Annotated in this window: 22 protein-coding genes; 11 read left to right on the top strand and 11 right to left on the bottom strand. The window is 36.9% G+C overall.

Going from position 1 to position 24,849, the window contains the following annotated elements; all coding sequences use genetic code 11:
• The first annotated feature begins 54 nt into the window (after positions 1-54).
• Positions 55-1,161: a sensor histidine kinase gene (locus tag DDY94_RS00675; protein WP_111682104.1), complete on the top strand. Its 1,107-nt coding sequence runs from the start codon at positions 55-57 to the stop codon at positions 1,159-1,161.
• A gap of 73 nt (positions 1,162-1,234) precedes the next feature.
• On the top strand, positions 1,235-2,080 hold the full coding sequence (locus tag DDY94_RS00670) for a hypothetical protein (RefSeq protein ID WP_111682103.1): 846 nt from the start codon (positions 1,235-1,237) through the stop codon (positions 2,078-2,080).
• A gap of 60 nt (positions 2,081-2,140) precedes the next feature.
• Here the strand turns inward: DDY94_RS00670 and accD are convergent, their stop codons facing one another.
• From accD to tamL, 3 genes are all read right to left on the bottom strand, one after another.
• A complete protein-coding gene (accD, locus tag DDY94_RS00665; protein ID WP_111682102.1) occupies positions 2,141-2,998 on the bottom strand; it encodes an acetyl-CoA carboxylase, carboxyltransferase subunit beta in 858 nt (285 codons plus the stop codon).
• 198 nt (positions 2,999-3,196) lie between these two features.
• Positions 3,197-4,264: a class II fructose-bisphosphate aldolase gene (gene fbaA, locus DDY94_RS00660; protein ID WP_111682101.1), complete on the bottom strand. Its 1,068-nt coding sequence runs from the start codon at positions 4,262-4,264 to the stop codon at positions 3,197-3,199.
• Between the two features lie 122 nt (positions 4,265-4,386).
• Complete coding sequence (gene tamL / locus DDY94_RS00655; protein ID WP_111682100.1) at positions 4,387-6,951, bottom strand: translocation and assembly module lipoprotein TamL; 2,565 nt, start codon at positions 6,949-6,951, stop codon at positions 4,387-4,389.
• Between the two features lie 99 nt (positions 6,952-7,050).
• On the opposite strand from tamL, the gene DDY94_RS00650 reads away from it, so the two are divergent.
• Entirely contained in the window at positions 7,051-7,785 is a 735-nt protein-coding gene (locus DDY94_RS00650; RefSeq protein ID WP_111682099.1) for a TrmH family RNA methyltransferase, read from the top strand.
• Here the strand turns inward: DDY94_RS00650 and porT are convergent.
• Together porT and ubiE are read right to left on the bottom strand one after the other, a co-directional pair.
• The gene (porT, locus tag DDY94_RS00645; protein ID WP_111682098.1) at positions 7,772-8,488 is read right to left on the bottom strand and encodes a type IX secretion/gliding motility protein PorT/SprT; all 717 of its coding nucleotides are present in this window, start codon (positions 8,486-8,488) and stop codon (positions 7,772-7,774) included. The genes DDY94_RS00650 and porT overlap by 14 nt on opposite strands.
• A gap of 2 nt (positions 8,489-8,490) precedes the next feature.
• Positions 8,491-9,222 (bottom strand): bifunctional demethylmenaquinone methyltransferase/2-methoxy-6-polyprenyl-1,4-benzoquinol methylase UbiE, encoded by a 732-nt coding sequence (ubiE, locus tag DDY94_RS00640; RefSeq protein ID WP_111682097.1) that lies wholly within the window; start codon positions 9,220-9,222, stop codon positions 8,491-8,493.
• Between the two features lie 194 nt (positions 9,223-9,416).
• Here ubiE and trkA point away from each other — a divergent pair, with 194 nt between their 5' ends.
• From trkA to DDY94_RS00610, 6 genes are all read left to right on the top strand, one after another.
• A complete protein-coding gene (gene trkA / locus DDY94_RS00635) occupies positions 9,417-10,766 on the top strand; it encodes a Trk system potassium transporter TrkA (protein WP_111682096.1) in 1,350 nt (449 codons plus the stop codon).
• A 17-nt stretch (positions 10,767-10,783) separates the two neighbouring features.
• Positions 10,784-12,277: a TrkH family potassium uptake protein gene (locus DDY94_RS00630; protein WP_111682495.1), complete on the top strand. Its 1,494-nt coding sequence runs from the start codon at positions 10,784-10,786 to the stop codon at positions 12,275-12,277.
• Between the two features lie 57 nt (positions 12,278-12,334).
• A complete protein-coding gene (locus DDY94_RS00625; protein ID WP_111682095.1) occupies positions 12,335-12,904 on the top strand; it encodes a hypothetical protein in 570 nt (189 codons plus the stop codon).
• 2 nt (positions 12,905-12,906) lie between these two features.
• Positions 12,907-14,325 (top strand): DUF5723 family protein, encoded by a 1,419-nt coding sequence (locus DDY94_RS00620; RefSeq protein ID WP_111682094.1) that lies wholly within the window; start codon positions 12,907-12,909, stop codon positions 14,323-14,325.
• A 170-nt stretch (positions 14,326-14,495) separates the two neighbouring features.
• Positions 14,496-14,744, top strand: coding sequence for a hypothetical protein (locus tag DDY94_RS00615; protein ID WP_111682093.1), 249 nt, complete (start codon positions 14,496-14,498; stop codon positions 14,742-14,744).
• 127 nt (positions 14,745-14,871) lie between these two features.
• On the top strand, positions 14,872-15,156 hold the full coding sequence (locus tag DDY94_RS00610; RefSeq protein WP_111682092.1) for a hypothetical protein: 285 nt from the start codon (positions 14,872-14,874) through the stop codon (positions 15,154-15,156).
• A gap of 93 nt (positions 15,157-15,249) precedes the next feature.
• Here DDY94_RS00610 and DDY94_RS00605 read toward each other — a convergent pair whose 3' ends face one another.
• A complete protein-coding gene (locus DDY94_RS00605; protein WP_198658892.1) occupies positions 15,250-16,434 on the bottom strand; it encodes a pyridoxal phosphate-dependent aminotransferase in 1,185 nt (394 codons plus the stop codon).
• Positions 16,435-16,449: 15 nt separating this feature from the next.
• On the bottom strand, positions 16,450-17,550 hold the full coding sequence (locus DDY94_RS00600; protein ID WP_111682090.1) for a fatty acid desaturase family protein: 1,101 nt from the start codon (positions 17,548-17,550) through the stop codon (positions 16,450-16,452).
• 142 nt (positions 17,551-17,692) lie between these two features.
• Here DDY94_RS00600 and rsmG point away from each other — a divergent pair, with 142 nt between their 5' ends.
• On the top strand, positions 17,693-18,319 hold the full coding sequence (gene rsmG / locus DDY94_RS00595) for a 16S rRNA (guanine(527)-N(7))-methyltransferase RsmG (protein ID WP_111682089.1): 627 nt from the start codon (positions 17,693-17,695) through the stop codon (positions 18,317-18,319).
• A 46-nt stretch (positions 18,320-18,365) separates the two neighbouring features.
• On the opposite strand, the gene DDY94_RS00590 is transcribed toward rsmG, so the two are convergent.
• On the bottom strand, positions 18,366-20,072 hold the full coding sequence (locus DDY94_RS00590; RefSeq protein WP_111682088.1) for a T9SS type A sorting domain-containing protein: 1,707 nt from the start codon (positions 20,070-20,072) through the stop codon (positions 18,366-18,368).
• A gap of 144 nt (positions 20,073-20,216) precedes the next feature.
• On the bottom strand, positions 20,217-21,842 hold the full coding sequence (pruA, locus tag DDY94_RS00585) for an L-glutamate gamma-semialdehyde dehydrogenase (protein WP_111682087.1): 1,626 nt from the start codon (positions 21,840-21,842) through the stop codon (positions 20,217-20,219).
• A 143-nt stretch (positions 21,843-21,985) separates the two neighbouring features.
• Between pruA and DDY94_RS00580 the strand changes: the two genes are divergently transcribed.
• Positions 21,986-22,990, top strand: coding sequence for a DUF6695 family protein (locus tag DDY94_RS00580; protein WP_111682086.1), 1,005 nt, complete (start codon positions 21,986-21,988; stop codon positions 22,988-22,990).
• A 4-nt stretch (positions 22,991-22,994) separates the two neighbouring features.
• On the opposite strand, the gene apaG is transcribed toward DDY94_RS00580, so the two are convergent.
• Positions 22,995-23,381, bottom strand: a complete 387-nt coding sequence (apaG, locus tag DDY94_RS00575) for a Co2+/Mg2+ efflux protein ApaG (RefSeq protein ID WP_111682085.1) — start codon at positions 23,379-23,381, stop codon at positions 22,995-22,997.
• Positions 23,382-23,445: 64 nt separating this feature from the next.
• Positions 23,446-24,822 (bottom strand): pyridoxal phosphate-dependent decarboxylase family protein, encoded by a 1,377-nt coding sequence (locus DDY94_RS00570; protein ID WP_111682084.1) that lies wholly within the window; start codon positions 24,820-24,822, stop codon positions 23,446-23,448.
• Between the last annotated feature and the right edge of the window lie 27 nt (positions 24,823-24,849).

Here is a 24,849-nt window from a genome sequence, read left to right as displayed (position 1 = left end):
TTACCCTTTCCTTCTAAATAGCGCTTTCTAGTGAAATCCAAATCATAATGAGGTATGAAAGCAACACAACTTCAGGGTAATTTTGTAGCAAGCAACGACCTTCTCGAACGTATTTTTAACAATACCTACAACGGAATTGCCGTCGTAAGCCTTTCTGGCCATTGGCTAAAAGTCAATGACAGCATTTGTGAACTTCTTGGATATAGCCGATCTGAATTATCAAATATGGACATCGATAATATTGTGTTCGTTGAAGATCTTGGCGTACACGAAGAAAAATTTGAGCAATTAATTCTAGGTGAGATCGATAAGTACCGAGTTAAACAACGCTATTTTCATAAGGATGGTACACTTATTTGGGTGTTAGTATATGTATCCCTGGTATACTTCAAAGAGGGAAGACCGCATATGATATGGCAATTCAATGACATTACAAATCAGGAGAAAATCAAAACTAAGTTACGAGCAATGCTTCAAGTGGCACGCGAACAAAATGAGAGGCTTTCATCTTTTGCCAATATTGTTACACACAATTTAAGATCGCATTCTGGAAATCTCTCAACACTTACAAATTTCATTACAGATGATTGCCCAAATCTTAAAGACAGTGACAACTACCAACTTTTAAAAACTGCACTTGAAAGTCTCGAAGACACTGTAGCGCATCTTACGGAGGTAGCAAAGATTAAAGAAGTTGAATCTTCAAAGTTAGAAGCACTCAACCTTTATAATTATCTCGAAAAAGCATTGTACAGTATTATTGCGATGGCTCAAAATGCTGAAGCTACCATTTATAACGAAGTCGATGAAAATCTCCAAGTTTATGCATTGCCAGCTTATTTAGATAGTATTATTCTAAACTTCCTTACAAACGCAATTAAGTATAGATCAGAAAAACGAAAGCTTGTGATTGAACTGTCAACCGAAATTGAAGACGAGTTTATCATATTTAAAATACGAGATAATGGCCTCGGAATAGATATGGAAAAATATGGTGATAAACTATTTCAGATGTATAAAACCTTTCATTTTAATGAAGATGCCATAGGAATTGGTCTCTTTATTACAAGAAACCACATAGAATCTTTAGGCGGTAAGGTTGAAGTGGTCAGCGAGGTTGATGTAGGTACAGAATTTTCAATTTATTTGAAAAAAGTATAATTTTTTTCTGTTCAGATTAAACCTTTTCAATTTGAACAAGTCTTAACACTACATTAACAATAAAAAAGTAATCATGAAAAATTTCAAATCATTAAAAAAAGGAATGTTAGGCCTTGTGGTTTTAGGCTTAGTCTTTACATCATGTAGTGATAACAATGATGTTTCAGAAACGCAAGATCCAGCACAAGACACTTTAGAAGTTAGACGATCTGCAGAAATCGATCAGGTAGACAATATTTTAGGAGACTTGGTTGTAGATGCCTACGAAGGACAGGAGCAAAGTGAGTTAGGTAGAAATAGCTACTCTGACGGAATTCCGGAGTGCGTCACTATTACTGTAGTTGCAGAGCAAGGTTATAGACAAGTAACTTTAGACTTCGGTTCTGAAGGGTGTATGATTCACGGCCATTTAATTCAAGGGCAAATTGTATTCGATTATACAAGAGATCCTGAAGCTCAACAAATTATGATCAATTATAATTTGATCGACTTTTTCTTCGATGGAAAAAATATTATTGCCAGCCGATCTATCTTAAAAGAATTATCTAACGAAAATGGCAACCCTCAATTTACACATGATCTCAGTATAACAGTTATTTGGCCAAATGGTGTTCAAGCTTCTAGAGAAGGAACAAAGATCAGAGAATGGGTTGAAGGCTTTGGTAGTGGCGTTTGGAGTGATAACGTATTTGAAATTTCTGGGGACTGGACAGCAACTTTCGTAAACGGTAACACGCACACTTATGAAGTTATTGAACCATTAAGAAGAGAAGTAATCTGTGCATTCTTTGTAAGTGGCTCTTTCGATGTACAACGCACAAACTTCGGTGGATTATTCGATTATGGTGATGGTAGTTGCGATAACCAGGCAACATTTACCTTCAATAACGGTACAGAAATACCTATAACTTTAAATTAGAATTGTTATTTGGTTTTAGTTTGATTGGTGAAAAAAAGCGAGCTGTTAGGCTCGCTTTTTTTATGCTCTTAAAGGTTGATTTCGTATCAAATCAATATATAAGTTGATCTTTTTCTTTAGTTCTTTTCTGTGTGAAATAAAGTCTAAGAAACCATGTTCTAACAAAAATTCTGAAGTTTGAAATCCTTCAGGTAGTTCTTGTCCGGTTGTATCTCTTACAACGCGCGGCCCCGCAAATCCGATTAGGGCACCAGGTTCCGCAATATTTATATCTCCTAGCATTGCAAATGAGGCCGTGGTTCCACCAGTTGTAGGATCTGTACACAATGAAATATATGGGATCTTAGCTTCTGCTAATTGTGCCAGTTTTGCTGACGTCTTTGCTAACTGCATAAGCGATAAAGCTGCCTCCATCATACGTGCACCACCAGATTTACTAATGATCATAAAAGGCGTATCATTCTTTAAGGCGTAATCTGCAGCACGTGCAATTTTTTCACCCACAACACTACCCATAGAACCACCAATAAAGCCGAAGTCCATACAAGCAATCACTAAATCTTGTCCATTAGATTTACCAACCGCGGTACGAACAGCATCCTTAAGATTGGTCTTTGCCTGAGCTGCCTTTAAACGGTCCGGATATTTTTTTGTATCAACAAACTTTAATGGATCTTTTGATGTAAGATTGGCATCTAATTCCTTAAATTTATTATCATCAAAAAGTATTTCAAAATACTCTTTACTTCCAATTCTTACATGGTAACCATCTTCAGGGCTCACATAAAAATTCTGTTCAAGTTCTTTAGTATCTATGATCTTACCAGTTGGGGATTTATACCAAAGCCCCTTTGGTGTGTCTTTTTTTTCTTCTGTGGAAGTTTGAATTCTTTTGTCTTTTCTCTTAAACCAAGCCATATTTATATACGATTTTGATTTGGAATTGCAGCATTAACGTAGACGTCTGCAATCAATGTTTTCAGTTAGTTAGCTGGGACAAAATTACTACTATTTAATTAAACTCAAAAGTAGTTAAGAATAGTATTTATAAAAACAACAAACCTATCAAATCCAATGTGTTATGGTTTGATAGGTTTATTTTATATCTGTTTAAACTTATAAAGTATCTACATTATTTAGGTCTTCAAAAGCTTTTTTCAGTCTTTCAACAAAGGCTTGCTCTCCTTTTCTTAACCACACTCTTGGGTCGTAATATTTTTTATTTGGAGAATCAGCACCATCAGGATTACCGATCTGAGTCTGCAAATAATCACTCTTATCTTGTATGTAATCTCTAACACCACTCAAAAATGCCCATTGCATATCCGTATCGATATTCATTTTAATAACACCGTAGCCAATTGCCTCTCTAATTTCTTCAACCGTCGATCCAGATCCACCATGGAATACAAAATCGATATGGTTGTGACCAACGTTGTATTTTTCGGTGATATATTCTTGAGAATTCTTTAAGATCTTAGGCGTCAATTTTACATTACCAGGTCTGTAAACACCGTGTACATTTCCGAAAGCAGCCGCAATTGTAAACTGATCACTCACCTTGCTTAACTCTTCATATGCGTAAGCAACTTCTTCGGGTTGCGTATATAGTTTTGAAGCGTCCACATCTGAATTGTCAACACCGTCTTCTTCACCTCCAGTAATACCTAATTCAATTTCTAAGGTCATACCCATTTTGCTCATTCGAGCTAAATATTCCTTACAGATCTCAATGTTTTCTTCCAAAGGTTCTTCTGAAAGATCAATCATGTGTGAGCTATAAAGTGGCTTTCCGGTTTCCTCGAAATGCTTTTCACTGGCATCTAGTAAACCATCGATCCAAGGCAATAATTTCTTCGCGCAGTGATCAGTATGCAAAATTACAGGAACACCATAAGCTTCTGCCATTTGATGTACATGCTTTGCCCCGGCAATTGAGCCAGCAATAGCACCTTTTTGATCTTCATTTCCTAATCCTTTACCCGCATTAAATTGCGCACCACCATTTGAAAATTGAATGATTACTGGTGCATTTAAAGCTTTTGCTGTTTCTAAAACACCGTTAATAGTATTTGAACCTATGACGTTTACCGCCGGTAGGGCAAATCCTTTTTCTTTTGCTAGTTTGAAAATTTCCTGAACTTCTCGTCCTGTTGCCACGCCAGGCTTGATATTGTGACTCATAATTTTATGATTGAAATTAGATTTCAAAAATACATAATTTTGAAGACCTAATTGACAGTTTTTATCGAATAATCATAGATAAAATTTGCGAAAACGATATCGCTTTTCAGCCTGAAGAATAATTAGAACGGATAGTTAATTCCGATGTTATAAACGGCATTTCTGAAATTGTAATTTTTAAACCATCGATTACCTTCGGGTAAGGAAGGCTCGTAAGTTTTAAATCCTGTATCGACACGGAGGACGAAGAAATCGAAATCATAACGTAAGCCAAATCCAGATCCAACGGCTATATCCTGAAGCGAGTTGAAATTTGTAAACGTCGCTCTATCATCTTCAACATTATCTAATACATTCCAAATATTACCAGCATCAATAAATAGTGCACCTCTAAGATCGCCAAACAGCCCAAAACGCTGTTCTGCACTAAGATGAATTTTGAAGTTTGCTTCGTTAAATTCGTTTGTGGTTGAAGAGCTTCCGGGTCCAAGATTATAGGCTGTCCATGCTCTGTTGTCGTTTGGTCCACCAGCAAAGAAACTTTCTGCAAATGGTATACTATTGGAGTTACCATACGGAATTGCAATTCCGGCGTAACTTCTAAAGGCAAAAACATTCTTCTGCCCCATATCAAAATACTTTATATAATCGATCTCAGTCTTAAAATACTGCGAAAAAGCCACACCAAACACCTCATAATTACCATCGGCATTTTGCGTAGAACCAAATAATTCTGACAGGTTAGACAATAAATTTCCTGCTAACTCTACACGCCATTTGAAAATGGAAAAACTATTATCAAAAATGTTGGTTCGCTTGTCTTTTACATAATCAAAACTCGAAGAGAAGATGAGGTTATTTTCAGTAAGTCGTTGTTTTCGCTCTTCAATATTATTAACCGCTATAAAATCGTCATCACCTGGACTTAAACTCGTATTTTCGGTAAGTACATCATTAATAAATTGATCTGTTTCACTAGGAAAGCTTAAGTTGTCGTTAGAAGGAATATAGCCAATATCTTGCGCAATGCCATTAAGTCGGTTATACGATGTAGAATAAACCCCAAAGTAATTGCTAGTATTTAGATTTTTTACAAACTGCACATTGAATAATTCGAGCACGTTGGTAACCGTTGGTTTCGGTGCCCAGTTGTAACTCAATAATCCAGAAAGTGTTTGCTTGTCTAATCCGATGTTCTGCTGACTTGTTGTCGATAGGTTAATGGCAGTACTTGGTGACATGTATTTCGGAATGATACTTTCGGTATTGAAAGGCGTAAATAACCGAGGTATTGTTAATCTGATATTGCCACCAAACTCGTTAATATCGAAAAACGTTTCGTCATTGTCATTTCCGTCTTCTGAAGCACCAATAGCTGCAATTCCACTTAATTCTAGTGTTTCGGCACCTCTAAAAATATTCCTGATCTTTAATCCCGGAGTTACTGAAAATCCTATGGTCTGAATATTACTTTGAGAGACATCCAAATCGAGACTCAATGCATATTTTTTCTTTGGCTCAAGATAAATATTGGCCGTAAGTGTGGTGTCTTCTCTGTTTTCGAGGTATTCAATTCGAGGGTACCTAAACATTTGGAGATCGTTGAGATATCGCGAAGTCCGGCTACGGGCAATATCACTATAAATATCACCTTTATTAATAAAAACGGCATCCGTCAATGCTTTGGGTCTAAACCTGAGTTTTTCCTTGCTATATAATGAATAGTCCTTGTAGACCGTAGTGTCGGATATAGCTTTAGATTGATTGGCGAAATTATCGTCTGTAAAAATATTGACGTCCTTGATCTTATAAATTTTGAAAGGCTCAACAGTAGTTGAATCATCGGTTCTGATCACCCGGTCTGCAATTACAAGTTCTGTATTGACTTTATGATCGGTGCCTATCGTGTCGGTTACAAACCTGATGTAATCTTGCCCGAAATAATAGAATCCGTGATTTCGTAAATAATCATTAATACGTTCGCGCTCGCGCTCATAATTTTGCTCGTCGTATTGTTCGCCTTTCACTAATAGTGATCCCTTATTAAAATCACTGTATAAAGAATCTATAGCCGGACTACTAATAATCGGAGTAATAGAATCTAAAAAATAAGGGTCTTTGCGAGTAACATTATAAGTTACCTGAGCTCTTTTTGTGCTGTCTTTTTGAATGTCATAAGTAACCTCATTGTCGAACCAACCCTTGGTGTAATAATATTTTCTTAGCTTAAGAACGGTATTAGCCGTTTTATCTTCATCTAGAATTGTGGGTGCCTCACCTGTACGCTTTAACCAACTATTAAAATTTTTACGCGATTGAATTTCTCTATCGAACTGCTTTCTAGATAAAACTTTCGATTTCCATTTAACTTTAGAAGAATCGCTCAAAACTTTAGCTTCGAGAATGGAATCGATATTTGGGCGTGCTAAATTATAGACATGAAGCCGCAAAGGAAACCCCAAAAAACGATCGATACCCGAATTAGTTTTCTGAATGATTAGATTATTTACACGCTCTTCTTTTGTGACCTTTTCATCAACAATAATGGTGTTTTTGGTAATAAGGTGCTCGTTAGACTTAACGCGCTTTACTACATCACAAGAGTTTAAAAGTACCACAGAAAAGAACAAGCAAAGCTTGAATAAGATACTGCGATATTTATTTAGTATTGTGAAGGGAACTTGCAAGCTTTATAGGTCTATGATTTATTGATATGGATTGCTTAAACAAAAATTAGTCCAAAAAGGTTTACTTTGTAATTATGCTAACAAATGTAAAGACATTTTATGTTATCAAAGAATCAAATAAAATTAATTAAAAGTTTAGCTCAAAAAAAATACCGACAACAGCAAGGCTTGTTTATAGTTGAGGGCATTAAGGGCATCAATGAATTTTTGAATTCAGATGTAGAACTTCATGCGTTATATACGACCCAAGACCTGTTCAAGGTTCATAATGACGTATTATTTAACATTTCTGAAGCCGAACTGAAAAAGATTTCATCATTAAAAAATCCTAATACGGCTCTGGCAATCTTTAAAATTCCCAAGTCAAAATCTATAAACAAGAACGCTTTAATTGTGGCATTAGACGCGATAAGAGATCCTGGTAATTTAGGCACTATTATTCGCCTTTGCGACTGGTATGGAATTACAGATTTAGTTTGTAGCAACAATACGGTTGATTGTTTTAATCCGAAGGTTGTACAGGCTACTATGGGTTCGCTCACACGAGTTAACGTGAGCTATACAGCGCTTGATGATTTCATCTTGAATTATCAGGGCGCTATCTTCGGAACATATATGGACGGTGAAAATATTTATCATTCAGAATTACCAACAACTGGAGTTATCATTATGGGTAACGAGGCCAATGGTATATCTGAAGAAATCAGTAAAACGGTTAGCAAACGATTGTCCATTCCGCAATTTGGGAGTCATAATGAAACTGAAAGTCTCAATGTTGCAACTGCAACAGCGATTGTTTTAAGTGAATTTAAAAGGCGTTCTATTGAAACGTAAAATTGATAAAGATCCCTCGGGTTTGCATTTTAGCAACATTACCTGTCCAAGGACTATTAGGGTCTGCATCTCTAACAATCTCATCGTTCATAGCGAAGATAGCTCTAATTGACGGTGTAAATTTGAAGTAAAGAAGGTAAAGGTCAATGCCAAATCCAATCTCATAGAAATAGGTATTTCTTTTCATTCTGAATTCACCAGCACTATTATCGTCAGGATTTTCCTCGTTACTCGATAAATTTAAGGCTGTAGATACACCACCAATAATAAATGGCTTGAAATTATTGATGCGCTTTGTGGATATTTTCAACAATAATGGCACATGAATGTAGGTCGATTTTACTTCACGCATTAAATCAGAATCGTTAAATTCTTGTCCGGCAAAGTAACTTTCGTCATACATGAGGTTTCTTGTAGTAAAGAACACACCTGGTTCGAGACGAAGATTTAAATAGTCGTTAATTCGCATATCACCGATAAGACCTAAGTGAAATCCGAAGGTTTTATCAACCAGAATATCAGAAAGATCTTCGTTATAGTTGAACTTAAAATCATATTGATTAAAGCCCAAAAAATAACCCCACGACAAAAACTTTTGGTCGATGTTGTCAATATTATTAGCAACTTTTTCCTTGGTAAACAACTGTGCAGTTGCCATTTGGAAGGATAATAATAAGGCTACAAAAACTATGATTTTCTTCATAATTAGGCTTTAGATGCGGTATAAATGGTGGCTACGCCTAGCGTTTGTGGTTTATCTTCGACATTAATAAACCCAATTTTTCTTAAAATATTGTTTAACGCTTCGCCATATGGAAATACCGATGCAGATTCGCTGAGGTAATTATACGCAATTTTATCTTTTGAAAACAATTTTCCTACCGTTGGTAATACCACTTTCGAGTAGATATTATAACCAAACTTGTAGATTGGATTTGTTGGAACAGAAGTTTCTAGGATCACGAAAATTCCGTCAGGTTTCAATACTCTTAAAATTTCAGCTAGACCTTTTTCAAGGTTTTCAAAATTTCTAACGCCAAAGGCCACAGTGATGGCATCGAAGGTGTTATCTTCAAAAGGAAGATCTTCAGAATCGCCCACAACCATTGAAATGGTGTCATCTAAATTTTTAGATGCAATTTTCTTTCGTCCTACTTCAAGCATACCATTACTTATATCCAAACCAACAATTTCTTTGGCATTAGTAACGGTAAGATTTATAGCAAGATCACCAGTTCCTGTGGCAATATCGAGGATATTTTCAGGTTTTTTTTCAGAAACTATTTTAACAACTTTCCGTCTCCATTTTACATCAATACCTAGAGAAATAACACGGTTGAGTCCATCGTATTCATTAGAAATGGTGTCGAACATTTCCGTGATCTGCTCTTTTTTGGACGCCTCACTATTTTTATAAGGTTTTACTTTTTCAGCCATTAAAAAAATTTTGGCAAATATACGGATAACATCTAAGTCCTTGAAGTTGTAAGTGTTTAAAGTGTATTAAAGTTTTTCTGAATTTCTTCACGAATCGTTAAAAGCTTCAAATGGTAACTTAACTTTAAGGGAATTCTGGCTTTCCAACTTAGAACTTCTTTCTATATTTGCATGTTTATTAGGAACAATTCACGATGAAAATAATTATCGCAGGTGCTGGAGAGGTAGGATTTCATTTAGCAAAATTATTATCCTACGAGTCGCAAGAGATTACCCTTATCGATACAAGAAAAGATAGCCTATCTTATGCCGGAGAGCATTTAGATATCAAAACCATTAAAGGTGATGCTACCTCTATTTCTATCCTTAGAGAAGCGCGTATAGAATCTTCTGCCTTGTTTATTGCAGTAACTTCTTCTGAAACTACAAATATTACGGCCTGTGTTCTGGCCAAGCAATTGGGTGCACAACGTACGATTGCAAGAATTTCGAACACTGAATTTATTGAAGAGAAAGAAACCATTGGGTTTTCACAGTTTGGAATCGATGAATTGATTTCACCTGAATCGCTAGCAGCTTCAGAAATCGAATTATTACTCAACCAATACGGTTTTAATGACACCTATGAGTTTGAAGATGGTGCATTAACCATGTTAGGTTTGCGTTTGTCTCGAACAGCAACTTTCGTCGGAAAGACGGTTAGAGAGGCCGCAGAGATCTATTCAGAATTACACTTTATCCCAATTGCCATTCAACGTTATGCCACTCAGTATACCATAATACCACGAGGTGATACCCAATTTAAAGAAGGGGACAAGGTGGTATTTATGACATCTAAGGGCGGCGATGCTGAATTGTTTGATCTCTCAGGAAAAGTTAAAAGTCAGATCAAGAATGTAATGATTCTTGGTGGTAGTAAAATTGGATATAAAACGGCCAGAGACCTCTGTAAAAGCAAGTTTAATGTAAAATTAGTTGAAAGCCGCAAATCGATGGCTGAAGATTTGGCTGATCGACTTCCAAATGCTTTAGTGATCTGTGGTGATGGCAGAAATGTTGAAATTTTAGATGAAGAGAATATCGGCGATATGGATGCCTTTATTTCAGTAACAGGTAATTCTGAAACTAATATCATGTCCTGTCTTTTGGCTAAATCAAAAGGTGTTAAAAAAACAATTGCTTTAGTTGAGAATATGGATTATTATCAATTATCGCAATCTATTGGTGTTGACACACTAATTAATAAGAAACTTTTGGCTGCAAACAATATATTTAGATATATTAGAAAAGGAGAAGTTGTGGCCATGACCAAGCTTGCCAACATGAATGCGGAGCTTTTAGAATTTGTTGTAAAACCAAATTCTAAAATCACTAATAAAATTATTAAAGAACTCGATTTCCCAAGATCAGCTATTTTTGGTGGAGTTATTCGAAACGGCACCGGATTAATTCCGTTGGGAAGTTTTAAAATTGAAGCTGGTGATCGTGTTGTGGTATGTTGTTTACCACGCTCAATTTCTGAAGTAGAAGCCTTTTTCTCATAATCGCTAGTATGGCGCGAATGCATCTTAATTATAAAATCATTTTCCATTTTTTTGGACTGCTACTGCTATTTAATGGCGGCTTTATGTTATTGGCAACCTTGATGAGTTTGATCTATCAAGACGGTGTAACTATAAATATGTTTCTAGCCAGTTTGGCAACCTTACTGATGGGTGGAGTAGCCATGTATGCTACGAGAAATCACCGTAAGGAAATGAATAAGCGCGAAGGCTATATTGTTGTGGCTTTTGGCTGGATTGTGATGTCACTTACAGGAACACTACCGTATATCGCTACTGAAGCCATTCCATCATTTACAGAAGCCTTTTTTGAGACCATGTCTGGCTATACCACAACAGGTGCAAGTATTCTCAATGATATAGAAATTCTACCCGAAGGCGTCCTTTTTTGGCGAAGTATGACCCATTGGATTGGAGGTATGGGAATTATAGTACTGGCCATTGCCATTCTACCATTACTAGGCGTTGGAGGAATGCAGCTCTTTGCGGCTGAAGCTCCTGGTCCTGGCGGTGATAAATTACACCCCAGAATAACAGATACTGCCAAGCGCTTGTGGCTTATTTACTTCGGATATACAGTTGCCGAAACGATTTTACTTCAAGTGGCAGGGATGTCTTTTTTTGATGCCATTAACCATGCCTTGAGTACGCTTTCAACTGGAGGATTTTCGACCAAAAACGCTAGTATCGCGCACTGGAATGATAATCCGGCGGTACAGTATATAATTATTTTCTTCATGTTTTTGGCAGGTACAAATTTTGTTCTCAGCTACTACCTGTTCAAGGGTAATGTTACCAAGATCGTGAAGGATGATGAATTCAAACTGTATTTCAGGTTCATACTTGCGTTTACTATAGTTGCTGCACTTCTTATTTATTTTAGAGCTGATGTTTCACAATCGTCTGTAGATCATCCTATGGTACTTGGAGAAGGTGAAAGCTCCATTAGACATGGCTTATTTCAGGTATTAGCTATTGTTACCACCACAGGATTTGTTACTGCCGATTACACCATGTGGACACCCTTTTTAACCGTATTCTTTTTCGGGTTAATGTTTTTAGGAGGTTCTGCCGGAAGTACGTCTGGTGGTGTAAAAGTGGTACGACATCTTATTCTCATCAAAAATGGTTTTCTAGAATTTAAGCGTTCCCTTCACCCAAATGCAATTCTACCAGTGCGGTATAATACAAAATCGGTGTCAAAAGATATTGTATTCAATGTCTTAGGATTCTTCATACTGTATATGCTTTCTTTTATTATTGGTGCGCTGGTATTTTCAATGTTTCAAATAGACTTTACCTCGGCTATTGGGCTTTCGGCCTCTAGCTTAGGAAATGTGGGTCCAGCTCTTGGTGATTTCGGACCAGTAAATAATTATGCGGCGCTTCCTGCGCTAGGCAAATGGTGGGCGTCATTTATGATGTTATTAGGACGTTTAGAACTCTTTACGGTACTAATATTACTAACACCTTTCTTCTGGAGAAATAGATAGCCAACAATATGTTTTTGATTTAATACGTTACCTTAGCATGTAATAACACCCAAATTCATGCTAAACAGTAAGTTAAACTATATTGTCTGTTTCTTCATATTAATCTTAACCTGCACGTCTTGCGTAAAAGATGTAGATTTTAACCAAGCAGAAAATTTAACTCTAACTCCCATTGTAGCAGCTAGTGTTGTTTATACAGATGTTGAGGCATCTCGCTTTTCTGAAAATGGTACTGAAATTGAAACGGTGCGCGATTCTATTGCTAATATTGAAATATTCACAGAGCAATTCGTAATTGATAATTTAGTGCGGACCGATTTAGTTTTTGAAGTCACGAATTCCATTGATCGCAGTTTTGAATTAGATGTTGAGTTCCTAGATGAATCAGATACCTTGTTAGATGTCTTTACTTTTGAAGCTTTACCTTCAAATGGCTCAAATGAAGTGATCACTATGGTTACAGAAGTTTATGAAAATGAACGCCTTGAAGCACTTAAGCAGACCACCAAACTTGTGATTACTTTGAGACTCCTTCCTAGTTCTGACGGTTCAACACTTAATGAGAATTCTACAGGTCGGATTATACTCAAATCGAAAGGTCTATTTTATCTAAACCTAAGTGCTTAGATATGAGCAAAAGGGTAATCGTCATAGTCCTTATGCTATTTGGGTTTGTAACCTTTGCTCAAAATAAACAATTGTTATTTGGCTTCAACGATATACCACAATCTGTATTAATAAATCCAAGTACAACACCAGATAACGAATTGTTTGTCGGCTTACCCTTAATATCACACATTCATTTAGGCTTTGGTTCGTCAGGTATAAGTGCCTTCGACCTTTTTGCCGATGATGGCAGGGATTTTAGTGATAAACTAAGGCAGGTTATTTTTCAATTAGATAATAACGACTTTTTCATGGCAACGCAACAAGTTGATATTTTTTCGGGTGGATTTGCCTTTGGAAGTGGTATAGAGAAAGATCGCTACTTATCATTCGGAATGTATTTAGAGACCGATGCCATTGCCTATCATCCTAAAGATTATGCTGTTTTAGCTTTTGAAGGAAATGCAACTAATATCGGTAGAGTATTCGACGTGAGTGATCTTAATTTTACTGGCGAAGTACTTTCTGTGTTACACGTTGGTATTACGAAAAAAATGAATGATAAGTTAACTCTTGGTGCCAGAGGAAAGATCTACTCAAGTGTTTTTAATGTAACTTCCACAGACAACCGAGGTTCCTTTATTACAGAAGAAGGACAAAATAACCTGCTCATCCATACCTTCAATATCGATTTTACCTTCAACTCGTCCGGAATTGCAAGCCTTACGGAAGATAGCAACTCAGATATTTCAAATGATATTAAAACGCTGCGAAAAAGGTTGCTATTTGGCGGGAACCTTGGATTGGGATTAGATTTTGGTTTTACGTATCAACCTTCAGATCAGTGGACCATTGAAGGTAGTTTATTAGACGTCGGATTTGTTCGTCATGCAAAAGATATTGAAACCTACAGGGTGAAAGGCACTTATGTTTATGAAGGGATTAACCCTTTATTCCCTGAAGTTCCGACGGGTCAGACCGCGGAAGATTACTGGAATGATATCGCTGATAATTTTGAAGAACTTTTCGATATTGATTCTACCGCGACTAAATATACCACTTGGCGCCCGACAAAATTGAATGCTGCTGTGCGTTATCGCTTCGGAAAGAAAATATCTAAAGACTGTAATTGCTATGCCGAAGATGGTGGTTACCTTAATGCAGTGGGTGCGCAGCTATTTGCTATAAGAAGACCAAGGGCACCACAATTAGCTTTAACTGCTTTTTATTACCGTAGGGTATTTAAAGGTTTACAATTTAAAGCAACATACACTATTGATTCGTTTTCGTTTACTAATGTCGGTTTGGGTGTTTCAACGGATATTGGTCCTTTAAACCTCTATGTATTAGCCGATAACGTTTTAGAGTATCAAAATTTGGCAAAAGCGCAGAGTCTGTCACTTCAATTTGGGCTCAATTTTGTGTTCGGAAAAGGACAATAAAACACTTTTTTTAAATTTTTTTTGAAAATTTTTAAAATTGAGCCAGCCTATATTTTTACTGATATTTTTGAAGGTCAACACCCTCAAACGTACGCTATAGTTGCAACACAGCGTGTAACATTTTTTTAACTGCTGCGTCATATTTGCGTAACCAATTAAAAATATCAATCATGGAATTAGTATTAAACCAAGAATTAGAATCAGTACCAGAACCCGCTGCGGTATCTTGTTATACAACCAACGGCCTGTTGAATTCTAATTACAAAACAATTGTGAAGCAAAATTATAGTGCGTCTAACACAAAATCTGTATTTGGAATACGTCAACGCATCAAATCTTCACAATTCAATCGAATCAACCATACAGCTGCAATTTTAAAATTGTCTGTATTTGCCATAGCCTTGATCGCAATTTTCTAAACCGAAAGGCTAAATTTTCTGAACTTTTAACTGGTACTTCAACAAGTGTCTTTTATAGGATTCGCAACGTAAAAATTGTGTTGCTAAGGATTTTATTTTTCAATTATCACTTAAAAATTTTGAAGTCATGACAGGAAGTTCAATGATGGTAAGCGTTAAGAATAATTTGAACCAATTATCGAAACGCAAAAAATTAAAGAATAGGCTGGGTGGATATGATCCAAAAGCTAAGCAGGAATATAATCTGCCTAAAGCCTCAACGAAAGAGCTTAGTGCCATAGCCAAGCGCTTGCAAGAGGAGCATAAAACAAGAATGACTAAAGTCATTATCGTAACTGCAATTTTGTTTTTAGGATTAGTTTATGCCTTTATTTTCTCTAGCGATGGCATTATAGAATTATTATCCTATTAGGATAAAACATATAATTTGGTTTGGATGCTTTTGGCATCGTGATGAAAAGCTATAACATAGGATGGATGTTGTAGCTTTTTTTTTAATTAAACTTTACCCCAAAGCAGTTTTTATCCTTCTAATAGCTTCTATAATCTGTTCCTGAGAAGCTGCATAAGAAATTCTTATACAGTTAGGGTTACCAAAAGCTTCACCGGTAACGGTTGCTACATTGGCTGCCTCTAATAAGAACATGGCCATATCCGAAGCATTATTTATGGTTTTACCTTTGATCGTTTTTCCGAAGTAAGCCGATACATTCGGGAATACATAAAAAGCACCTTCCGGCTCATTAGTTATGAAACCGTCAATGTCATCGAGTAAACCAAGTATAAGTTTACGGCGTTCTTTAAATTCATCAACCATGTATTGAATGCGAGAAGGATCAGCTTCTAAAGCAGAAATCACAGCGCGCTGTGCAATACAATTAGCACCGCTAGTAACTTGCCCCTGAATTTTATTACAGGCTCTAGCGATGGTTTCAGGCGCACCGATATAACCAATTCGCCAACCCGTCATAGCAAAAGCCTTAGAGACACCATTCACTGTGATGGTTCTGTTGTACATGTCTTCAAAATTAGCCATGCTGTAATGCCCACCAATAAAATTGATATGCTCGTAGATCTCATCTGACACCACATAAATATTCGGGTGGTCTTGTAAAACATCGGCAAGCGCTCTTAATTCAGCTTTACTATAAACCGAACCACTTGGATTACAAGGAGAACTATACCAGATCATTTTGGTTTTTGGTGTAATGGCAGCTCTTAACTGGTCGGCTGTCATTTTGAAGTCGTTCTTAATATCTGTCTTTACTTCAACAGGAACGCCTTCTTGAAGCTTAACAATATCACTATAGCTTACCCAATACGGACAAGGTAAAATAACTTCGTCTCCAGGATTCAACATCACTGAGGCAATATTGAATAGGGCTTGCTTGGCGCCAGTAGATACAACAATTTGAGTACGTGTATAATCTAAATTATTATCGCGCTTAAACTTTGTGATAATGGCGTCCTTGAGTTCGCCATAACCGTCAACTGGTGTATAACTATTGTAGTTATCATTGACTGCCTGGATAGCTGCGTCTTTCACGAAGTCGGGCGTATTAAAATCGGGCTCGCCCAAGCTTAATCCAATAATGTCTTTTCCTTCTGCTCTTAGTTCTCTGGCTTTTGCAGCCATAGCAAGAGTGGCTGATGTCGATAGATTATTAATTCTATCTGAAAGTTGGTTCATGATTTAGTAATAGTATTATGCTTGCATTGCTGGTCGCATACCCATTTCTCTTAAAAATCTGAAATGCGCAGCTATTGCTTTTCTTGTAGTTTTATATTCTTTATAAGGCAAATTAAATTCCTTAGCTGTTTCTTTTACAATTTTAGCAATTTTGCCGTAATGAATATGACTAATATGTGGAAAAATATGATGTTCAACCTGATGATTTAAACCACCAGTATACCAATTAACTAACCAATTCTTTGCACCAAAATTTACAGTTGTTTTTAACTGGTGAATGGCCCAGGTGTTTTTCATGGTTCCGTCTTTTTCTGGTAAATGCATTTCTGCTTCGTCCATAACATGTGCTAACTGAAATACGACGCTCAGAATTAAACCAGCCACATAATGCATAATTAAAAACCCGATTAGAACTTCATACCAAGCTAAGTCTGTTAAAAGGATTGGTAGTATGATCCACATCGATAAGTACACTAATTTTGAGATGACCAACTTACTCCAATTCACTATTGGATTAGGGAATTTGCCATAAGATAATTTACGCTTCATATAGCGTTTCATCTGCAAGAAATCTGTCGTAATTGCCCAGTTAATCGTTAATAATCCATATAAGAAAATAGAATAATAGTGCTGAAATCTGTGATGTTTACGCCATTTTGAATGTTTAGAAAAGCGCAAAATTCGTCCTGCTTCTAGATCTTCATCGTGCCCATGTATGTTTGTATAGGTATGATGTAACACATTATGCTGTACTTTCCAGTTGTATACATTTCCGGCAAGTATATAAATGCTACTTCCCATAATGCGGTTAACCCATTCTTTGTTTGAAAATGAACCGTGATTTCCATCGTGCATTACGTTCATCCCAACGCCTGCCATTCCAACGCCCATTACTACTGTAAGTAATATTTGAGCCCAAGTTGGCATATCTAAAGTTAATAATAAGAAGTATGGTGTTAGGAAAATACCAAACATCACAATTGTTTTTACCCACAGTTGCCAGTTTCCTGTGCGCTTAATATTGTTTTCTCTAAAGTAGTTGTTTACGCGTTTGTTTAATGTCCTAAAAAATTTGGCTGAATCGGCTCTTGAAAAGGATAGGGTTTGTTGTGCCATGTAATCTAATTTTAAGCTTTAATATTAGGAGATTTAATTCAGATTAGTTTGTCAAAGATAGTAATAATTAAAATGTAGCATTAAGTGATTAACGTTAATTTATACCTATGAAAAAAATGTACTTTTGCAAAAAGCTAATTTGATGGATTTAATTCTGAAATATTTCCCAGACCTCACAGAGACTCAGATCAGTCAGTTTGAAGCTCTTGAGCCTTTGTATAAAGACTGGAATGCAAAGATCAACGTAGTATCTCGTAAGGATATTGATGAATTATACCTGAGGCATGTTTTGCACTCATTGGGTATTGCAAAGGTGATTCAATTTGCCGACGATTCTTCAATTTTAGACGTGGGAACGGGTGGTGGTTTCCCCGGAATTCCGCTAGCTATTTTATTTCCGAACTGCCAATTTCATTTGGTTGATAGCATCAACAAAAAATTGAAGGTCATCAATGCCGTGGCTGAGTCGATCGGACTTACAAACGTAAGAACCACTCATAGTAGAGTAGAAGCTATTGATGAAACCTACGATTTTATTGTGAGTAGAGCTGTAACTGCAATGCCTGAATTTACCAAATGGGTGAAAGGCAAGGTTTCCAGAAAACAAAAAAATGCCCTAAAAAATGGCATTCTTTATTTAAAAGGTGGAGATTTAACCGAAGAACTTCAACAGTATACGACGGTTAAAGCGTATTTACTTTCAGATTATTTTGAAGAAGACTTTTTCGATACCAAAAAAGTCATTTACCTTCCAATGAAATACAAATAAAAAAGCACCTCTTCCGAAGTGCTTTTCTCATCTTTATCAGCAACTTTTAGTTAGCTAGAAATTTAGTTGTGAATGCGGAATTGTTATCCGTAGTAATGTTCAAAATATAGAATCCTGATGCTAAATTCACGGGAATCGTTGTTCTACTCTCTAAAGATACTTCAGTATTAAATACCGTTTTACCCGTTAGATCAACAATATTTATGTTGGCATTTGTTTCTGTACTTGAAAGTAATACAAGTTCTTTGCTGATTGGATTTTTTTCAAGTTGAAAAGCTATAGTATTTTCATCTGAAGTACTTAAAGGTGGGTTTAAAATTTCAGTTAAGGCAAAATTCACATTAGCTTCTGTTAACTCCACATGGCCTTCATTATCGTCTGGTAAAAAGGTATTATCGAAAGGTGTGTTGTTAGTTGTAGCACGCCCAGAAAGCGCAATTGTATGAAACCAGTCGACACTATCTCCTGAAGCTTCGGGGGTAATTTCTAAAGCTAGTGCACTTACGGACGGTATAAAGTTAAATTTATCTATTTGAAGTGCATTCAAGAAATCTTCAGCAATTCCGCCACCGCCACTGAGGTCGCCAGTTAGACCTGAAAGATCAAACAATCCACCTGGTGCAGCATCTACACCGTCGAAATTCACAGTTCCTGAGTTCGCGATAGATTCAACATCTGGGAAAACAGGAATTGGCGCAAAGAAACGACTTACCTGAACAGGTGTTCCGGCAGCTGGTGTAAAGTTGATGTCAATTTCAATGTCGATGGTTAATGGACCAAATGGGGTATCAACTTCAACCGGAAGTGTAACATCTACAACCGTGAATCCGTTGGTGATCGGTGTAACTCCGTCAGCCGCAAAATAAGGACTGCCTATACCGCTACCATTAATAATAGCAACATTTCTAACATTCTGAGGGAAACCATCTGGCGTAAATGAATTGATATTGGTTTCAAATGTAGTTCTGAACGGATGTGGCATTGGCAGGGTAAGCGACGGATCGAAATCAACCATACTACCTCCTAGTAAATGTGGTTCAAAATGATCGATCAATAGCTGTCTTGCTGCTGGTGAATTTAAAAAGCTGTCAATTAAAGGTTGAACTTCTGGCACCGGATTGGTGTCATTGAAGGCCAAATAGTTCAATTGATGTTGAAGTCCAATCGGGACATTCGCTCCAAGATGTGGCGAATCGAATGAAATGTATAATCGCGTATCTGGATCGATCATATTAGATTCCATATAATTAAGTGCATATCTTGAAATAAGTCCACCCATACTTGGACCAATAATTACATTTTGCTCTGGGCTATTTGTTGCTTTCATTGTATTGACAATGTCTAATAACTCAACTAATAACATGGCATTGCGCTCTATAAAATCTGCACCACCATCGATAGTGGCCATGTCGGCCGCACGTTCGTATACAGGAAAGTTGAGGATGATCACATCAAACCCTTGTGCTCTCACTAAATCAGCAAGATTTTGGGTTCCTGAGGTCCCAGTAAAGCTCAGTGAAGCATAAAGACTTGCTATATCTCTAGTGTCTCCAGGATCAAATCCATCAACAAAAATGATTGGTTTGTCGAGGATATTGTCAGCACTCAAAAACATTTGGTACTCTCCTTCACCTGGATAGTTCGTAGTTTCACCATAAGCCGATAAATCTGGCGTTATTCCAGAGGTAAAAGCAGTTTGCGCAATTAAAAGCGATGGTAAAATCAATAAGATTAAAGCGTAGAATTTTTTCATATGATCCAATTTTCGTTAATAGACTAAAAAGATACGAAGATTAAGAAGGTAATCGAATTTTTTTCGTGCTATTTCTATAAAAAGCAAAAAAAATCCTTAAAAGTAAATGACTTCTAAGGATTTGTATTTCAGTTTATTATGATTCTAACCCAAAAACGGATATCTGTAATCCGTAGGTGTTACAAACGTTTCTTTAATAAGTCGTGGCGATACCCAACGCAATAAGTTTTGGGCGCTACCTGCTTTGTCGTTTGTTCCAGATGCTCTGGCACCACCAAATGGTTGTTGTCCAACAACAGCACCAGTTGGCTTATCATTAATGTAGAAGTTTCCAGCTGAATTTTGTAATGCTTTGGTCGCTTCATCAATGGCATATCGCTCCGTTGCAATAACAGCGCCAGTTAAAGCGTATTCACTAGTTTCATCTACTAATTTTAAGGTTTCAGAATACGCCTCGTCTTCATAGATATATATCGTGATCACAGGACCAAATAGCTCAGTGCACATGGTCGTGTACTTCGGATTAGAAGTAACTATGACCGTTGGTTCAATAAAGTAACCTTTTGATTTGTCGTAACCGCCACCAGCAATGATCTCAGCATCAGCATCAGCCTTAGCCGCATCGATGTAGCTTGCTAATTTATCGAATGAACCTTCATGAATAACAGCTGTAATGAAATTACTCATGTCTTCTGGTGAACCCATTTTAAACGAGGCAATATCATCCAATACAAATTGCTTCACCTCAGACCAGATGCCTTTTGGTATGTAAGCTCTTGAAGCGGCACTACACTTTTGTCCTTGAAACTCAAATGCACCACGAGAAATAGCTGTTGCTACTTGCTTTGCATTTGCTGATTTATGTGCAATAATGAAATCCTTACCACCAGTTTCACCAACAATTCTTGGATATGTTTTATAGTTATGGATGTTGGTTCCGATTTGCTTCCAGAGTTCTTTAAATATAAAGGTTGAACCTGTAAAATGTAATCCTGAAAAATCAGGACTAGCCAATACCGTATTCGTGATCATCACAGGATCACCAAAAACCACATTGATCACGCCATCAGGAACGCCAGCTTCTTTAAATACATCCATGATCACTTTGGCCGAATAGATCTGACTGTCACTTGGTTTCCAAACAACTACATTACCCATTAAGGCCATACACGCCGGAAGGTTTCCAGAAATAGCCGTAAAGTTGAAAGGCGTTACAGCATAAGTGAATCCTTCTAGCGGTCTATATTCTACACGGTTCCAGGCGTCGCTTGTACTTTCTGGTTGCTCCATGTAAATGTCCGTCATAAACTGCACATTAAAACGCAAGAAATCTATAAACTCACAAGCTGCATCAATTTCAGCCTGATGAATGGTTTTAGACTGCGCAATCATGGTAGCTGCATTAATCTTTGCACGATAAGGACCGGCGATCAATTCAGCAGCTTTAAGGAAAATACCTGCACGATGCTCCCAAGGTAATTGAGACCATGTTTTACGAGCTTCGAGTGCAGTGGCAATGGCTTCTTCAACATGCGACTGTTCAGCCAAATGATATTCACCAACAATGTGCTGATGATCATGTGGTGGAGACATGGTTCTGGTATTACCCGTTTTAACATCTTTACCATTGATATATAAAGGCACTTCAACTTTGCTATTGAACATCGATTTGTAGGCTTCTAATACCTCGTCACGCTCAGGTGTTCCGGGTGCATAAGACTTTACCGGCTCGTTAACAGCGATTGGCACATTAAAGAATCCTTTTCCCATAATTTGATTATTTTTTTGGTTTGAATTTTGAAGTGCAAAGGTACAATATTTATGAAATATTGAAGCCTTCAAACGTTATAGTTGTGTGAAACTATCACCAATATTTTTTTGTAAGTTGCCACTTGAAATTATCCAGTACCACAATGCCTAAGAATGACGCCTTTATTCTAACCTTAGCTTATCCTGAAACTATAGTTTCGCATGCCGATGAATGGTATTCGAAGTTTTTAAGATATGCTTTTATTGGAAGCAAAAAGCATGTTAGAGCTGGCCATGCGGCCTTAGTTTTAATTAATAAAGGTACGGGCGAATTAGAGTATCATGACTTCGGAAGATACATTACATCTGAACCTAATGGACGGGTTAGAGGCAAAGAGACTGATTTTGAATTAGACTTTCCGCTAAAGGCGAAAATTGAAAATGATACAATCATCAATCTAGAAGAGATCTTAGAATTTTTAGCTACGCATCCTAAACTCACTCATGGTGATGGGAATTTATATGCTTCGGTTTGTAATGCGGTAGACTATCAATTAGCCCGAACACACATCGACGCCATGCAAGCACAAGGATTTATTCGCTATGCGGCCTTTATAAAAATAGCATGTAATTGTGCTCGATTTGTTACAGATACTCTAATCGCATCGGTTACGGATTCAAAAATCAAAAGAGCACTCGAACGCTCCAAGTGGTTTACGCCTAGTACAATTGGTAATGTGGTTATCGCCGATACCGAAGATTTTGTGTATTTGGTTTCTGAGAAAGGCGAAATTTCAGAGTTCAATTCTACAGTCAGTAAAGAAAATAGACGCCTCTTTTTAGATACCTTGAAAGCCTATAATCCAAGTTTGATAGGTACATTAGAACCAAAGCACAATGACGTAAAAGCAGAGCATGCCCAATGGTTAAGTGGCATAGCAGCAGGAGCATGGTTTGAATTGTACGATCTCAATGAACGTACCGAATACCGTTTTAGGCGAATTTCACCTTATGGCCATATTGATTGTGATGCAGTTTTTAAAGTGAATGACGAGCGCTTCGATATGAGTTTTGATTATCGGTTTGTACATTATTCGAATTGTTCATTTATAAATATTGAACAGCACTCGAAGGTCTTCCGATTTGATTACTTAAAAAACTTCGAATAGAATTTTAATTCAGCGCAAAGGGTGCACTAAGCTTGAAAGAAGGAATATATACTTTAAATTTACTCGCCTTGGTAAAGTTGACCATATTGTAATGCCCTTGCATGGCTCCGAAAGGTGAGGTTAGCAAACACCCTGAATTGTAAGTGTGAGATTCTCCTGGCTTCAAAACAGGTTTTTTGCCAATAACACCTTCACCTTCAATGATTTCTTCGTTATTCAGCGCATCGAGAATTTTCCAATGACGAGAATTCAGCTGAACAGAATCTTTGCTTTGGTTCTCAATAGTTACTTTATAACCAAAGGCAAAATGCACTTTATAATTCTTATAAAATGTACCTTCAAAATTGGTTTCAACGGATATCTTAATTCCGCTTGTAACTTGTTGTACCATAAATTATTCTCGGAATGCGTATGCTAAAATAAAATAAATTTTCATTGAAGCCGCTAATTTTAGGTTAAGTAGCAGAAATTTTTAACATTTTCTCTGCAACAAAGGTTTCGAGGGTTTCAAAAAAGGCTAACACATCTTCTTTTTCTAGAACTGAATTGATGGTCACCATCCTTACAAATTCGTCATTATTGAAGGATCCAAATCCAACCATAAGCTTCGAATGCTCATACAAAGCTGTGCATAAATCCTTCGCCGGAATATCCTTGTAATTAAAACATACAGAGATAGAATCATCAAAACTGTAGAGTGTATAATCCTTGTTGTTTTTTATATAATCTCGTGCAATCTGAGCCATTTCAAATTGCTTATCTACGATTTTTTCTAAACCTAGAGTTCCAACTGATTTCCAAAGAGTCCAAATTTTTAAGGCATCATTACGACGACCGCATTGCATTGAAGTTTTTCCTAAATTGAAATCATCACCATCGGTTTGATAGAGATAATCGGCTTCGTTAGAAAAGGAATGATGCAACTGAGCTTTGTGCTGCGTCACAATTATTGAACAACTCAAAGGTGTGCCAAGCATCTTATGGGCATTTACACTAAAGGAATCTGAAAGTTGCAGATTGCTTAGAAGGTGTTTATAATTTCTACTGAAAATAACCCCGCCGCAATAGGCACCATCAACATGTAACCAAAGACCATACCTCTTGCATACCTTACTTATGGATTCTACGTCATCAAAAGCGCCAAGAACCGTTGTTCCAGCAGTGGCATTCACAAAAAATGGTGTGTAACCATTACTTATATCATTTTGGATGAGTTCATCTAAATGTTCGGCTAGCATTTCGCCCTTAGAATTTGTATCGACCAATCTCACTTGATTTCTGCCTAAACCGGTAAGCGCTGCGTTTTTGGAGATAGAGTAATGCGAAGCTGATGAGGTATAGAGTGTCATTTTAGGCGTAAGACCTTCAGCTCTAATATCTTCATTTTTTGCATCTCTTGCCATGATCATTGCCATCATATTACTCATAGAACCACCAGGTGCAAATGTGCCATCACTTTCCTCATGATATCCAGCTAAAGCACAAATGTTTTGAATGACTTGCTTTTCAATGCCAACTTGAGGACCGGCGACTTTATAAGTGTACATGCTATTATTGAACATCACTGCTAACAAATCTCCAAGAGTTGCTTTTCCGATTCTTCCACCAAACAACTGATTAAAAAATGACCGTGAAGCTGTTTTTGGAGTACTCTTAATAATCGCTTTGAGGGTTGCTTTTAAATCGTTGTCAATGCAACCTTCGGCATTAAGAGAAAGGTCTAATCTATCATATAATTCTGATGTGGGTATAGGTTCTGCAACAGGCACTTCCTTTTCATTTTGAAAAAGTGTTTCGCACAATTCTGAAAATAAGGCAATATCGTTTCGCATGCTGAATATCAAATAGTTGTGAAAGTT

Origin of the sequence: Winogradskyella tangerina, assembly GCF_003260205.1 — a bacterium.
GTDB lineage: Bacteria > Bacteroidota > Bacteroidia > Flavobacteriales > Flavobacteriaceae > Winogradskyella > Winogradskyella tangerina.
The sequence above is the reverse complement of the archived record's forward strand: the minus strand, read 5'-3'. Positions and strand labels throughout refer to the sequence as shown.

Coding starts and splice junctions, on each gene's coding strand:
- DDY94_RS00620 (WP_111682094.1), top strand. CDS start 12,907: ATGAGCAAAAGGGTAATCGTCATAGTCCTTATGCTATTTGGGTTTGTA.
- DDY94_RS00615 (WP_111682093.1), top strand. CDS start 14,496: ATGGAATTAGTATTAAACCAAGAATTAGAATCAGTACCAGAACCCGCT.
- DDY94_RS00590 (WP_111682088.1), bottom strand. CDS start 20,072: ATGAAAAAATTCTACGCTTTAATCTTATTGATTTTACCATCGCTTTTA.
- DDY94_RS00650 (WP_111682099.1), top strand. CDS start 7,051: ATGTTATCAAAGAATCAAATAAAATTAATTAAAAGTTTAGCTCAAAAA.
- DDY94_RS00610 (WP_111682092.1), top strand. CDS start 14,872: ATGACAGGAAGTTCAATGATGGTAAGCGTTAAGAATAATTTGAACCAA.
- DDY94_RS00675 (WP_111682104.1), top strand. CDS start 55: ATGAAAGCAACACAACTTCAGGGTAATTTTGTAGCAAGCAACGACCTT.
- fbaA (WP_111682101.1), bottom strand. CDS start 4,264: ATGAGTCACAATATCAAGCCTGGCGTGGCAACAGGACGAGAAGTTCAG.
- DDY94_RS00670 (WP_111682103.1), top strand. CDS start 1,235: ATGAAAAATTTCAAATCATTAAAAAAAGGAATGTTAGGCCTTGTGGTT.
- accD (WP_111682102.1), bottom strand. CDS start 2,998: ATGGCTTGGTTTAAGAGAAAAGACAAAAGAATTCAAACTTCCACAGAA.
- ubiE (WP_111682097.1), bottom strand. CDS start 9,222: ATGGCTGAAAAAGTAAAACCTTATAAAAATAGTGAGGCGTCCAAAAAA.
- DDY94_RS00600 (WP_111682090.1), bottom strand. CDS start 17,550: ATGGCACAACAAACCCTATCCTTTTCAAGAGCCGATTCAGCCAAATTT.
- DDY94_RS00570 (WP_111682084.1), bottom strand. CDS start 24,822: ATGCGAAACGATATTGCCTTATTTTCAGAATTGTGCGAAACACTTTTT.
- DDY94_RS00605 (WP_198658892.1), bottom strand. CDS start 16,434: ATGAACCAACTTTCAGATAGAATTAATAATCTATCGACATCAGCCACT.
- DDY94_RS00580 (WP_111682086.1), top strand. CDS start 21,986: ATGCCTAAGAATGACGCCTTTATTCTAACCTTAGCTTATCCTGAAACT.
- DDY94_RS00630 (WP_111682495.1), top strand. CDS start 10,784: ATGCATCTTAATTATAAAATCATTTTCCATTTTTTTGGACTGCTACTG.
- apaG (WP_111682085.1), bottom strand. CDS start 23,381: ATGGTACAACAAGTTACAAGCGGAATTAAGATATCCGTTGAAACCAAT.
- pruA (WP_111682087.1), bottom strand. CDS start 21,842: ATGGGAAAAGGATTCTTTAATGTGCCAATCGCTGTTAACGAGCCGGTA.
- trkA (WP_111682096.1), top strand. CDS start 9,417: ATGAAAATAATTATCGCAGGTGCTGGAGAGGTAGGATTTCATTTAGCA.
- porT (WP_111682098.1), bottom strand. CDS start 8,488: ATGAAGAAAATCATAGTTTTTGTAGCCTTATTATTATCCTTCCAAATG.
- rsmG (WP_111682089.1), top strand. CDS start 17,693: ATGGATTTAATTCTGAAATATTTCCCAGACCTCACAGAGACTCAGATC.
- DDY94_RS00625 (WP_111682095.1), top strand. CDS start 12,335: ATGCTAAACAGTAAGTTAAACTATATTGTCTGTTTCTTCATATTAATC.